Below are 12457 nucleotides of genomic sequence, written 5' to 3'. Positions count from 1 at the left end.
ACGCATGGGTACTCATGATACATAATGTCCGATATAACCGTGATTTTTTTCACTTCGATTGCTGCCGGCACGGTAGAGAGGCCATCGTCTACACTGGTGAGCATGAGTTCCAACGGCAGTGTCGATATACAGCGAATTGTGGCCGAGGTCATCGGCTCCAGACCCCGAGTCAAGGGGCAGAGCGTCGATCGAAGCGTCGCCGCGATTGTCACGGTCGAACATGATGTACGGTTTTTCCCCGCTACCCTGCGTGCGTTGATGGCCCAGAAGGTCCTGCCACGCACCATTGTCGTCGCCGATTGCACGGGTGGCACCGCACAGCCGATGCGTACGGGCTTCACCGTCTCTGCCCTGCCCGAACCCGGAGGCGGGGCGGCGCAGCTTGCTGCCGATCCACCCGAGCGTGTCGATGTCCAGTTGGTGCGAGCCGCCGGGGCGCGTTCCTTCGCTGATGCAGTCGCCAAGGCCTTCCTCTACGCCAGTCTCCCCGCTTCCGTCCGTGCGCTTTGGCTTCTGCACGACGATTCCAGGCCTGTGGGTGCCGGTTGCCTGGAGGCTTTGGTCGAGGCTTGGCACAACACGCCCACGGTTTCGCTGATCGGTGCCAAACAGCTCGATTGGTCCGGTTCTGCGCTTCATAACGTCGGCAGTTACGCGGGCAAACATCGTCTGGAAAGCCTCGTGGTCGACGGTGAACCCGATCAGGAACAATATGACGGGCGTGCCGATGTGTTCGCGGTCTCTTTGGCAGGTGCCCTGTTGCCGTTGCAGACCAAAAAAGACGTCGGGGAGATCAATCCGTGGTTTACGACGTTCGCCGAGGGCGCCGATTTCTCACGTCGTATCTGTGAGTCCGGGGGCCGGGTCATCGTCGTGCCGCAGGCCCATATCGCCCACCGTCGCGCACGTTTCGAAGGCGTCCGGACGCGGGACGGCGCGCCTATCGACGAGGAGAATCCGGCGGATGCGACATCTGCCACACTTGATGCCGCCCAGAAATACTATTACACCGATATCCGCACGTTGTTCTGGCCGCTGGTGTGGGTGCTCAACCTGCTGCGTGCCCTGTGGCATGCCATAGGCGCCCTTCTTGCCAAAAGCCCGTGGCGTGCCTGGTGCATACTCTGCCTGCCGTGGCGTATGCTCGGCCAGTTGCCGCAGATGATCCATGCCCGGCGACAGCAAAGCATGCGTCATGGGGCCGGGGCGCCCGCCTCGGACCTGCTCTGCGCCGATCGCAAGCAGATCGGGGAATGGCGTAAACGCAGCCGTGCCCTCGACAGCCAACAGCACATCGAGCTTCTTTCCCCTCTTGCGAAAAGCCATTTGCGTATGCGTGCGATACGGCGTTTCGGCTTTGCGGCTCTTATGGCCGTCGTGGCTCTGGTGACGGTCATCGTCTTCGAATGGAACGTATTCCGCCAGTCATTGGGCGGCGCCAGCCTGTATTCGCCGTCGTGGCTTTCCAGTGGGGCAGGTTTCTCGACATTGCTTTGCGCCGCAAGCACCCCGTGGGCCTTCGGTGTCGGCGTCGGTGTGCCTGCGCCCCCTGCTCCATGGCTGATGGTCTGGCTTGTGGCCTCGGTCGTTACGATCGGACATCCCGTCATCGCCATATCGTTGATGTTCTTCCTTGCGGCCCCTGCCATGGCGCTTGCTTTCTGGGCATTGGCGGGTGTATTCACCCGTTCCGACTGGGTGCGGGTGGTCGTCGGCCTGCTGTGGGTGGCCTTGGCTTTCGCCTTGGGCGCGTTCGGGAGCGCGAATATTGCGTTGTTGATGGTGATGGTGTTCCTCCCGGCGGCTTTTGCGTTCACGTTCAGGGCCGTCGGCATGTATGGCACCGAAGATTTGGTGCACTCGCATGCGTCCGTGCAGGCTGCGGGTTGCGCGGCGTTGTGTTTCGCGGTCACGGTCGCCTGCGAACCGCAACTGATATTCCCGCTGATCGTCTGCCTTGTGTTCTTCCTGATCCTTGTGCGTTCGCATCGGCTGATGCTGCTGCTCATCCCGGTGCCTGGATTGGTGCTTTTGCTGCCTACGCTGGTCAACAGCGTCCACTATGCACGCGTCGGGGCATGGCGGCAGCTTTTCGCCGATGTCCTACAGCCTGTGCCGGATTCCGCTCCGGCGTCCCTCTCCGCAGGACAGATCATCTCCCGTGCCTTTGCCCTTCCGTTCGGGGTTGATATGCGCGTGCAGCTGTTCAACAGCCAGCGCGGCTTCGAGACCTTGGCGATTCTGGCGGCGTTGTGCGTCATCGTGGTGGTGGCTCTGGCCGCGTTACTGCTGCCGTTCGCTCTTCGTGCCTCGCGGATGATGTGGTTCGTTGCGCTCACCGGCCTCGTACTGGCCATGGCGGCCTCGAGAATCTGTGTGTCACTCAAGGGCGGTGACGCCTTCGCCGCGTCTGTGCTTCCGGGCGTGGTGCTGGCCCTTTTGGCATTGCTTTCCTGCGCCTGCATCGTCTCCGGCGGTGCCGTCAAGCGTTTCGTGCCTTTGAGGATTTCGGAAAGCGAGCAGGATAGAACGAACGCTGAATCCAACGGTGTCAAAGACAAAGTCAAGGGCATAGCCATCAAATTCGGTCGTGCCCTGCTTGTCCTGGTACTGGCGCTTTCCGCTTGTTCGGCCGCAGCGTTCGGCATGATGTCTCGTGGCAATGAAGTCGAGGCGAGCGACGCCGGATTGCCGATGGTGGCTGTGGACTATCTGCAGAACAAGGAAAACCATCGCGTACTGGCACTTCAGGCCGTCACCGGCAACCACATCGATTTTTCTGTGATGCGCTCGCGGCGTGGCGATCTCGTTGACGTTTCACCGGCATGGAAGGCCAGCGTGGCCTCCGGTGCCGGCGATTTGTCGGCAGATCAGATTGCAAAGGCCAGCAGCGAACTGCTTTCCAACGGCAACGATGATGCCATTGAAACCCTAGCCAAGCTCGGATTCGGCGGTATCTATGTCTCCGCTGATAAATCCACCTCCGATCGTGACGCCACGTTGCGTCTGATCAGCAACATCAATTCCAGCGACGGGGTCCAATCCGTGGTGAACGCAACGCAAGGAACCTACTATAGACTGACCAAGGTGGACGAAAAGAAACAAGGTGTGCCGATCAAGGGGCAAAATGCCGCACAACACAGCGCCTGGCGGAAAACCTGGCTATGGTGCTTGGGACTGGTCATGGCCGTCTATGTGCTGGTGGCGATTCCCAGAACGCGCGGATACGGACGGGAACAGGCATGAAGAATACGGAGAACATCATGAATAATGACATGGACGACGACAACCCTGGTTCTGCGCTTCCCTCTCTCGGACCAAACGTTCCCGCCCCTCCAACGGCTTCCGGGGTTTCCAACGGACCCGATTATCCCGGCAGCAGTGAGGATATCCGGCAGGTGCAGGGCTCGATGGCCGATTCGGAGTCGGCGAGTGTGAACGATTCGCGCTCGCGGTCGGCTTCTCGTTTCGTGTTGGCGGTGATCACCGTGGCGGTACTGGTGGCTTTGATGGTAGCGGTGGTGCTGGTGCCTTTGCCTGCGTGGCTCGTCGACTCCGGCAGAGCAGACAACGCCACTGGGGCGCAACAAGTCGACCAGACGGATCTGACCTATTATTGTCCGTCCCGTATGGCGCTTTCAGACAATGGAAAATATGGTGACAGCGCCTTCCAAGCCACGGAAGGCAACGTCGCTTCGTCGGCCAGATACGCCGCTTTCGGCTCCGTCTATGAAGCGAGTGTCGGCGCGGTCACCAATGGCAGTGTTGCCGATAACAAGAAACTGACCGGAGGCGACACGCTCGACAGCGCTACGGTCAAGACCTATTCCGGTTCTGCCGATCAGGGGTCACAGGCTTTCGAAACGCGTCTGTTGAAAGCGAAATCCGGTACGGGTGCAGCGGCATCCGTGGCTTCGTGGGCCAGCGAGGGCGATCTGAAAGGCCTGGCTGCTTCAACCTGCGTCGTTCCCGCACTCGAACAGGATTTCCTGCTTGGACCCACCACCACCGGTGTCACGCAGCAATTGTCCGTAGCCAATTTCTCGTCGAAAGCCACCTCGTTGCAGGTTCAGGTATGGAGCACCAAACACGGTTCCCCGTTGCGGCTTTCCACCGGCAACGTCGTCAATATCGGTGCCAATGGCGAGGCCACCCTGGAACTATCCGCGGCGGCATCCGGCGCCGAGGCTCTTTTCGTGAAAGTCAAAAGCAAGGAGACGCCGATCGCGGCGGTTGTACGCAGCGTGGAGCTTGAAGGGCTCAACGCCAAAGGCTCTGATTATGCAGTGCCTTTGGACGCCGCTTCCAAGAAGGCATATCTGCCCGGAATCGTCGACGGTGACCAGGTGACGGTATACGCCCGTACCGAGCAGGATACGGATCTGAACCTTTCCTGGGTTGACGCCAAAGGAGCGTCGTCGGCAAAGACGCAGCGTCTTGAAGCCGGCAAAGTCGTTCCGATCGATCTGGGCAAGGCGCCCGAAGGCGTGATTGGGCTTGAGGCAAATGCTGCCGCCCCTGTCAACGTAGCGGCCAAAGTGACCCAAAATGCCGATTCGGGTACCGATTTCGCCTATGTCACACCTTCGTTGGCCTATGCTCAGTCGGCGGTCGTGCTTCCCGACCATACCGATGGGACGCTGATGCTGCTCAATAGCGCGGAGCGCGAGACCAAAGCCACTTTGCAAGGGTATGATGCTTCCGGCAAACCCGCAGGGAGCAAGCAGGTCACGCTTCCATCCAAGGCCGGGACCAGCATCGTTGCCAAGGACGTCGGCGACCATGCAGTGATGTTTCGGTTGAAGAACGGCAAAAACGTATCGATGGGCATGAGGCTTACCCAGTCCGATGTCACGAATGCCAAGCTCGCTTCGGTCGCCTATCTTGGTGCGTCGGGCCTTGAGCCGCGCAATATGAAGGTATGGAGCACCGACAATGCCGGGATCGTGCACTGAAATAGGGTGTGTGGCCTGCTTCACTATGTGCTTGACGTTGCGTGCTAACTGCAGGCATGGCTGAATGGCGTGGAAGTCGGCATACCAGACGTAAACCTTGAATATGCCGAAATCGACGGCATATCAGCCGGGTGCTATAACTCGGTACCGGTCCAGTCGGGGTCGATTTCCTCGGGTCTACGGCCGTAGAGGTCGGCAAGTCTGGAGACCAAGGCGTCACGTATCGCCCATTCGAGTTCGGTTTTGTCGGGATGGTGCATCTGCATGGGCATGCGGTAGAGCACGATGCGTGCGGGGATGCCGTGGTTCGCCGCGAAATTCTGCGAGGTCGGGTTGCGCCTGGGCTCCCAAGGCGCAGGAGTGGAAGGCGGCACGTCCTCGACGGCGAATTGCACCGGGCGCACAAGCTCCGGCCACGCTGCGAGCAGCCGCCGTATCTGGGAGGAGACCATATCGTCGAACATGCCGCAACGGGAGCGGTAGCGAGGCAGGCGTACACCGAACATCGGGGTTCTTGTACCGCGTCCGTGCCGGTTCCGATAGACGTGGGTCTGCCAAGGTGGTCGCAACATGGTTTCATTCTATGGTGCGGCATAGGCATTGGTAGTCGTAGCATAAAGGGATATTGGGTATATTGGGCAGTCGATGTCAAAGAACGGAGCGATTGATGGCGGCAGACGCGAATGCGGCGATAGAAATGTGGCGGGATCACGATCTTTCCGCGCTTGTGAAGGGTACAAAGGTGATTGCCTTTGACCTGGACAACACCCTGGCCCGTTCGAAAAAACCCATGCATCACGACATGGCCTCACGTTTCTCGACTCTGACACGCCTCATCGATGTGGCCCTCATCACCGGCGGCCGCTTTGAATTGGCGAAAAGCCAAGTGCTCGATGTGCTCGAACCAGATGCCGACCGCACGCGCATCCATGTGATGCCAACCAGCGGCACACGCTATTTCCGTTGGCGTCAGGGGCGATGGCGATGCCTCTATTCCAATGACCTGGATACCGCCGACCGCAAAAGCGCCATCGCGTCCATCGAACGGCACGCACGCGAACAGGGAATCTGGTTGGAACATACCTGGGGGCCGCGTATCGAGGACCGAGGCAGTCAGATCACGTTTTCCGCATTGGGACAGGAGGCGCCGGTAGACGCCAAGGAGCGTTGGGATCCGGACAACAGCAAGAAAAACCGTCTTGCCAAGGCGGTTGGCGTCGATCTGCCCAACCTGGTGGTGCGCTCTGGGGGTTCGACCAGCATCGATGTCTCGGCCCGTGGGGTCGACAAGGCCTATGCCGTGCGTAGGCTTTGCTGCATTGTGGGCTGCTCGGTCGATCAGGTTGTTTTCATTGGCGACCGCATGGATCCGGACGGCAACGACTATCCTGCTGCCATCATCGGCACGAAGCCGATCCTCGTCTCCGGCCCCGGGGATACGATTCAGGTCTGCAACCGTCTTATCGCGGCCTTGTCTGTGTCCTGATTCTCCTTGTCTCCGGGCGGCATATCCGTCTCTACGTCTTTTGTTCTTATCGTCGGTTTCGATTCGTTGCGTTTGGTGCTTTTCCGACAAGCGGCTTGAATACCGCGACACGCCCGGGATGTGGATAACCTGGAGCATTCGACCACAGTGATCTGTTTTTCCTCGGTCTCACGGGAAAATCGGATAGCTTTGGGGTATGAAAACCGCCGACTTAAGAATTCATGATGCGTTCAGCGCCTGGTGCATCGCCATCCGTGATCTGCTCCTGCCGAGGGGCTGTGCCGGATGCGATGCGCCTGATGAGGTGCTTTGTCCTTCGTGCGCCGCCCTTTTCCGGCATGCCTATTCGAGGCAATTGCCGGGGAAAGTCGGATACTGCTATGGGTGCTCTTGGTATCAGGGAGCCGTTCGACATGCGATTCTCAACTGGAAAGACCACGGCGACGAGGAATGCGACCGTATCTTCGCTGTATTGATGGCTGATTTGACGGCAAAGGTGCTGCGACGGCAAGGGGCTTGCGCCCATGGCTGTGCCCTTGCGTTGGTTCCGGCACCTTCGTCGCCTTCTTCGATGCATCGGCGTGGACGATGGCAGACGTTGCCGCTTACCAGGTTGATGTCGCGAAGCCTGAACGTCGACGGGCTTTGCGCTGTCACGAAACCGGTGTTGAAGCTTGAAGGCGTGCATGGCAAATCGGTGCAGGCGGCAGGGGCCGCGTCGCGTTCGCGAAGAATCGACGGGCATGTGCATGTTGCCCAAGATTTGAGCGGTGATGATTCGTTGTTCGTGGTTGTCGACGATATCGTCACGACAGGCGCCACCATGGGCCAGTGCATGTCGGCGTTGACGGCGGCGGGGGCCAGGAGAGTCATCGGGCTTGCGCTGGCCTGTACGCCGAACCGCTCGCAATGACGAGATTCGTCGGCCATATCGTCTTCTATCAGCCGACTGTGCGGATAATTCGATGAATCCTATCAATGTATGACAACTGCCGTATCTGCTGATTGCATTCGCTAATTGGCATGGGCTATGGCCATCTCATCCCAGCGTGTGGTGGCTCGCGGGGAGAGCATTTCACGCCTCATGGTCCATGAAGCCCCGGTGTCTTCATCGCAGCGTCCTTTTCCGCGGATACCGCCATAGCCGATGCCGACCCGGGCTGTGCCGAATTTTCTGTTGGCCTCATCGATTACACCTCCCAGATTGTGGTCGTCGCGCCTGGCTTCAAATCCATGCAAGGTGGTGAAGTCTTTGGCGTCCTGCAGGCCGAGCAACAGCACCCCGGCCCTGATATAGCGGGCATGCGGGTCGGCTCTGCCACGCATGGCCTCGCATGCGGCCTTGGAGATGACCAGCGGGTCGTCGCTGGGGTCGCGCAAGGTGGTTGTCGCATGAAAGGACTGATAGCTGTTTTCAGGCCCGAACGGGCTGGTGGCGCAGAATGCGGCAACACAAGAGCACAGGCTTGATTGGCGGCGCAGCCTGCGGCACGCCTTCTGCGCGTAGACGCTCAGGGCCTGATTCAGTTGAGCCATGTCGGTGACGGGTTTCGAAAACATGCGCGAACACAGTATCTCGGACTTGCGTTTGCCGTCGTTGGCGCTGGCGTCGCCGACGATGCAGGGAATACCGTTCAACTCCAACACGGTGCGTTCCAGGAGAATCGAGAAGCGGTGCCTGATGGATACCGGGTCTTGGCGCTGCAGATCGAGCGCGGTGACGATGCCCATGGCCTGCAGCTTGCGTGTGAGTCGCCTGCCCACGCCCCATACATCGCTGACCGGTATGGAAGCGAGAGCCGCATCGCCGTATTGTGCTTCGATGTCGCGCCACAGGCTCACACCGCCGCTTTCCGGATGCTGTTTGGCCCAATGGTTGGCGACCTTGGCCAATGTTTTGGTCGGAGCGATGCCGACGCTCACCGGTATGCCGACTCCTTGTAATACGGCTTTGCGCATGGACCTGGAGATTTGCATGGTCTGCGAGGCGTCGGTTGAAGGAGAGAGGAAGCATTCGTCGATGGAATAGATTTCCTGACCTGGCATGAACCTGCTCATCACCGACATCATCCGTGCCGACAGGCTGGCGTACAACTCGTAGTTCGAGCTGCGCGTGACCACGCCTGCCTGTTGTGCCTCTTCGCGGATGCTGAACCACGGCGTTCCCTCCTTGACGCCCAGCCGTTTCGCCTCCGCGCTGCGGGCCACCACGCATCCGTCGTTGTTGGAGAGCACGACGACGGGTTTGTCGGCCAGTCGCGGATCGAAAACGCGCTCGCAGGAGGCGAAGAAGCTGTTGGCGTCAGCCAGCACTTGAAATGACTCGCTCATACGTTCTGCTAGTTGCCGCGTTGGGGGAAGGGGTAGATGGTGGCGCCGCCCGACCAACCCGGGCTGCGCGAAGCGAGCCCGGTGGTTCCGTTCGCCTTCTCGGTGGCACCGGAATGGTATGCGGATGCATTGGACATGCCGGGACGGGTGATGCCCGGCAGGGCAGAGCCGAACCGGCTGGAACGGCTTTGGATGTGGAAATTGCCGGTGACCACACCCCATATCACCAGTTCCTCGGCGTTTTGGGGCGAGAAATCAGGGTAACGAGGGTTCTCGGGATGCAAGATTGGCGTCGATCCGCGCATAAGAAGGCGTTTGACGGTCAGTTCGCCGTCAAGCACGGCCACCACCACGTCATCGACCTGCGGTTCAAGCGAGCGATCGACCACCAGAAGGTCGCCATCCCAGATGCCGGCGCCCTCCATGGAGTCACCGGCGACGGTGATGATGTAGGTGGTGTCAGGGTTGCGGATGATGTGTTCGTCGAAGCTGAAATCACCTGCAAAATAATCCTGCGCGACCGACGGAAACCCTGCGTGCACCGCTTCGAGGGCGATGGGGATGGGTGTCGGCGCAAGCGTCGAACGAAAAACTCGGGTGACCCTGCAATCCTGCCCAGGGTCGCCGCATGTCAATCTGCATGATGTCGTGGTCATGATCGCACGCCTCCCAATAATCGAACGTTTGTTCGAATATTATTGTGTCAAAAGGTCGAGACAATAAAATAGAACATATGTTCGATTATGTGAGAACGCGTGAGAGGATACCGGAAAAATGGGACCAATACAGGACGGGCCCTAAACGGATAACCTGCCGAGACCGTCAGAGCGTTGTTTTCCCTGTTGGTTCGTCGGCGGCGATATGGAATTTCGGCAGGGTGATCTCGAAATCGGTGCCGCGGTTGTCGTCGACGACCTTGACGTTGCCGCCGTGCAGCTGTGCCGCCCAACGGGCGATGGAGAGTCCGAGGCCGGTGCCGCCGGATTCGGTGCCCGGGCCCGACTTGCCCTTGACGAAGCGGCGGAAGATGTCCGCACGCGCTTCCGGTGGAATCTGCGAGCCGAAATTGACGACGTTGGTGATCACCGTGCCGTGGATCTTGTCTTCGTGGGCCTCGACGAGCACCGTGGTGTTGTCTGGCGAATGTTTGAAGGCGTTGGAGATGATATTGGTGAAAAGCTGGCGCAGCCTGTCCTGGTCGCCTTCGATCTCGATGGAATCCGGCACGTGCACATCGACGTCGTGGGCGTGGCCGGCATCGGCGATTTCCAGCGGTTCCAGCGTCTCTTCGATGAAGTCGGCGAAGTTGAACTGCTCGATGTTGAGGCTCGCCGCTCCGGCCTCCATGCGCGAGAGGTCAAGCAGGAAGGCGATGAGATCGGAAAGCCGGTGGGTCTGGTTCAAAATGCCTTCGAGGTTGGCCGGGGTGGGGTCCACCACGCCGTCGGCGAGGTTCTCAAGCATCGCCTGCAGGGCCGAGACGGGAGTGCGCAATTCATGGGAGACGTTGGCGATCATGTCACGCCGCATCTGGTCGGCGTGCTGCAGTTCCTCGGCCATCTCGTTGAACGAACGGGCGAGCTGCCCCACCTCGTCGTTGCTTTGGTCGCTGACGTGCACGCGCACCGTATAATCGCCTTCGCTCATTGCCCTTGCGGCATCGCGCATCTGGCGCAAGGGGGAGGTGAGTCCGCGCGAGAAGAAGTAGGTGATGCCAAGTGCCACCACGAGGGTGAGCGGCATGGCGATCCAACCGCTCAGCCCCACTTTCAGCAGGAACCACGCCATGACGAACGCGATGGCGGTGGCGACGACGATGATGATGCTCAGCTCCATTTTCAGTGATGAGAAGAATCCTATCGGACGCTCGTTGTCCAATATTTTCTTGCCGGGCTGATGGGTATGGTTGTTCATCGTTGTGGTCACTGTGCTCTTTCGGAATTGGAGGGTATACAAAAAGCAGCCCCGTAGGGCTGTCGATTGTTTATGGTCACTGCGCGGCAGGTGTTGAGACGGTGCCGTCTTCCGGCGGCTCGAACGCATAGCCGACGCCGTGGGCGGTGCGGATCAGATCGCTGCCGAGCTTGTGGCGCAAAGCCTTGACGTGCGAGTCGACGGTGCGGGTGCCGGAGGCATCGGGCCAGTCCCACACCTCTTCCAGCAGCTTCTCGCGCTTGAAGACGGACTTGGGTTTGCGGGCCAGCGTGGCCAGAAGGTCGAATTCCGTAGGGGTGAGATGCACCTGCTTGCCGTTTTGGGTGACGATGCGCTGGCGCGGGTCGATGATCAGCGTGCCGAAGTCGAGCACCTTCTCGTTCTCGTTGTTCTTGGCGATGAGGGTGGCACGCTCGACACGGCGCAACAGGGCTTCGCAACGGGCGATGAGTTCGCGCGGGGAGAACGGCTTGGTCATGTAGTCATCGGCACCGGCGGAAAGTCCCATGACCTTGTCGGCCTCTGAATCGCGGGCGGTGAGCATAAGCACCGGCACCGGGCGTTCGGCGATGATGCGTTTGGTGGCTTCGATGCCATCCATGACGGGCAGCATGATATCCATGATCACCAGGTCCGGCTTGATCTGGCTGGCGGCGCGTACGGCGCTCGCCCCGTCTCCTGCCACGCGTGCGGTCCATCCGTTGGCAGTGATGCGCTGGGCGATCGCCGTGGCGAGATCAGGCTCGTCCTCGACCACCAAGATGGTGCGCGGTGTCTTCTGATGTGCCGAAGTGTTGAGCATGTGTCCTCCGCTTTCAAAAACATTGCTACAAATAACCTATTATAGGTTCCGGCGCACCCAATTGGCTTTCAACTGTGGTTTTCATCGGTTTTAGCAGTTTCTATCGGTTCGCAGCAAGGATAAACGTCCGCAGCGCGTGAAAAACTTAGACACATTGCGTTTAAGGGTTTTCGGAGGTTCCATGGATTACAAGGTTGGGGATGTCGTCGTTTATCCGCGTCACGGCGCGGCGAAGGTGACAAACTTCGAGAAGCGTACGGTAAAGGGCGTTACGCGCGATTATCTACAGCTTTCAGTGCTTTCCAGCGATGGTCTGGTCATCGAGGTGCCGGTTGAGAACGCCAAGAAGGTGGGCATCCGCAATATCGTCGACGGCAAGGAGGTCGCGAAGGTCTTCGAGATCCTGCGTACCCCGATCGTCGACAACGAGAAGATGAACTGGTCACGGCGCTATAAGCTCAACGTCGAGAAGATCGCCACCGGCGAGGTCAACAAAATCGCCGAGGTCGTACGCGATCTGGCTCAGCGCGACGTCGACGAGCACGGGCTTTCCGCAGGCGAGAAGCGCATGCTGACCCGCGCCCGCAACATCCTCACCTCGGAGATCGCGCTTTCCGAGCATATCGACGAGGATGAGGCGCAGCACCTGCTCGACGTCAATCTGGGATATGCCGAGCCCACGCCCGAAGATGCCAAGCACCATTCCCAGGCGCCTGAGGAGCCGGCGAACAAGACGCTGGCCAGGGTCGAGGCCGAAAACAAGGACGCCAAGGGTTCCAAGAAAAAGAAGTAGCGGTTCTTCCGGCTTCAAGCTGGGCCGCTGCAACCGTTGATTCGGTTTTTGACGTAACGTTGAGGGTCATCTCGATATCAGGAGATGGCCCTCAATGGTATAGGTATGTATAAATATCGTTTCCCGGCGATCCGGCGGTCCAACGTTGTGGTGGT

General features: G+C 59.5%; 10 protein-coding genes. 5 read left to right on the top strand and 5 right to left on the bottom strand.

Annotated elements, in window-relative coordinates; translation table 11 throughout:
* Positions 1 to 102 precede the first annotated feature (102 nt).
* On the top strand, positions 103 to 3246 hold the full coding sequence (locus OZX71_RS05335; RefSeq protein WP_277159600.1) for a glycosyltransferase family 2 protein: 3144 nt from the start codon (positions 103 to 105) through the stop codon (positions 3244 to 3246).
* Complete coding sequence (locus OZX71_RS05330) at positions 3243 to 4955, top strand: DUF5719 family protein (RefSeq protein ID WP_277159599.1); 1713 nt, start codon at positions 3243 to 3245, stop codon at positions 4953 to 4955. The genes OZX71_RS05335 and OZX71_RS05330 overlap by 4 nt, the downstream gene beginning before the upstream one ends.
* Before the next feature lie 134 nt (positions 4956 to 5089).
* Here OZX71_RS05330 and OZX71_RS05325 read toward each other — a convergent pair whose 3' ends face one another.
* On the bottom strand, positions 5090 to 5527 hold the full coding sequence (locus OZX71_RS05325) for a metallopeptidase family protein (RefSeq protein WP_277146579.1): 438 nt from the start codon (positions 5525 to 5527) through the stop codon (positions 5090 to 5092).
* Positions 5528 to 5652: 125 nt separating this feature from the next.
* On the opposite strand from OZX71_RS05325, the gene OZX71_RS05320 reads away from it, so the two are divergent.
* Both OZX71_RS05320 and OZX71_RS05315 read left to right on the top strand, forming a co-directional pair.
* The gene (locus tag OZX71_RS05320) at positions 5653 to 6441 is read left to right on the top strand and encodes an HAD-IIB family hydrolase (protein WP_277160663.1); all 789 of its coding nucleotides are present in this window, start codon (positions 5653 to 5655) and stop codon (positions 6439 to 6441) included.
* 196 nt (positions 6442 to 6637) lie between these two features.
* Positions 6638 to 7354, top strand: coding sequence for a phosphoribosyltransferase family protein (locus OZX71_RS05315; protein WP_277146580.1), 717 nt, complete (start codon positions 6638 to 6640; stop codon positions 7352 to 7354).
* A gap of 101 nt (positions 7355 to 7455) precedes the next feature.
* Here OZX71_RS05315 and OZX71_RS05310 read toward each other — a convergent pair whose 3' ends face one another.
* The 4 genes from OZX71_RS05310 to OZX71_RS05295 form a co-directional block, all read right to left on the bottom strand.
* A complete protein-coding gene (locus OZX71_RS05310; protein WP_277159598.1) occupies positions 7456 to 8772 on the bottom strand; it encodes a Y-family DNA polymerase in 1317 nt (438 codons plus the stop codon).
* Positions 8773 to 8780: 8 nt separating this feature from the next.
* Positions 8781 to 9428, bottom strand: coding sequence for a translesion error-prone DNA polymerase V autoproteolytic subunit (gene umuD / locus OZX71_RS05305; RefSeq protein ID WP_277146582.1), 648 nt, complete (start codon positions 9426 to 9428; stop codon positions 8781 to 8783).
* 166 nt (positions 9429 to 9594) lie between these two features.
* The gene (locus tag OZX71_RS05300) at positions 9595 to 10686 is read right to left on the bottom strand and encodes a HAMP domain-containing sensor histidine kinase (RefSeq protein WP_277147340.1); all 1092 of its coding nucleotides are present in this window, start codon (positions 10684 to 10686) and stop codon (positions 9595 to 9597) included.
* A 76-nt stretch (positions 10687 to 10762) separates the two neighbouring features.
* A complete protein-coding gene (locus tag OZX71_RS05295; protein ID WP_277146583.1) occupies positions 10763 to 11509 on the bottom strand; it encodes a response regulator transcription factor in 747 nt (248 codons plus the stop codon).
* Between the two features lie 181 nt (positions 11510 to 11690).
* On the opposite strand from OZX71_RS05295, the gene OZX71_RS05290 reads away from it, so the two are divergent.
* The gene (locus OZX71_RS05290) at positions 11691 to 12302 is read left to right on the top strand and encodes a CarD family transcriptional regulator (RefSeq protein WP_277146584.1); all 612 of its coding nucleotides are present in this window, start codon (positions 11691 to 11693) and stop codon (positions 12300 to 12302) included.
* The last annotated feature ends 155 nt before the right edge of the window (positions 12303 to 12457 follow it).

Origin of the sequence: Bifidobacterium sp. ESL0764, assembly GCF_029395515.1 — a bacterium.
Lineage (GTDB): Bacteria > Actinomycetota > Actinomycetes > Actinomycetales > Bifidobacteriaceae > Bifidobacterium.
This window is presented reverse-complemented; position numbering and strand designations above follow the sequence as displayed.

Bases quoted from the DNA above. Each gene is read 5' to 3' on its own strand.
- OZX71_RS05335 (WP_277159600.1), top strand. From the start codon at position 103: ATGAGTTCCAACGGCAGTGTCGATATACAGCGAATTGTGGCCGAGGTC.
- OZX71_RS05330 (WP_277159599.1), top strand. From the start codon at position 3,243: ATGAAGAATACGGAGAACATCATGAATAATGACATGGACGACGACAAC.
- OZX71_RS05325 (WP_277146579.1), bottom strand. From the start codon at position 5,527: ATGTTGCGACCACCTTGGCAGACCCACGTCTATCGGAACCGGCACGGA.
- OZX71_RS05320 (WP_277160663.1), top strand. From the start codon at position 5,653: ATGTGGCGGGATCACGATCTTTCCGCGCTTGTGAAGGGTACAAAGGTG.
- OZX71_RS05315 (WP_277146580.1), top strand. From the start codon at position 6,638: ATGAAAACCGCCGACTTAAGAATTCATGATGCGTTCAGCGCCTGGTGC.
- OZX71_RS05310 (WP_277159598.1), bottom strand. From the start codon at position 8,772: ATGAGCGAGTCATTTCAAGTGCTGGCTGACGCCAACAGCTTCTTCGCC.
- umuD (WP_277146582.1), bottom strand. From the start codon at position 9,428: ATGACCACGACATCATGCAGATTGACATGCGGCGACCCTGGGCAGGAT.
- OZX71_RS05300 (WP_277147340.1), bottom strand. From the start codon at position 10,686: ATGAACAACCATACCCATCAGCCCGGCAAGAAAATATTGGACAACGAG.
- OZX71_RS05295 (WP_277146583.1), bottom strand. From the start codon at position 11,509: ATGCTCAACACTTCGGCACATCAGAAGACACCGCGCACCATCTTGGTG.
- OZX71_RS05290 (WP_277146584.1), top strand. From the start codon at position 11,691: ATGGATTACAAGGTTGGGGATGTCGTCGTTTATCCGCGTCACGGCGCG.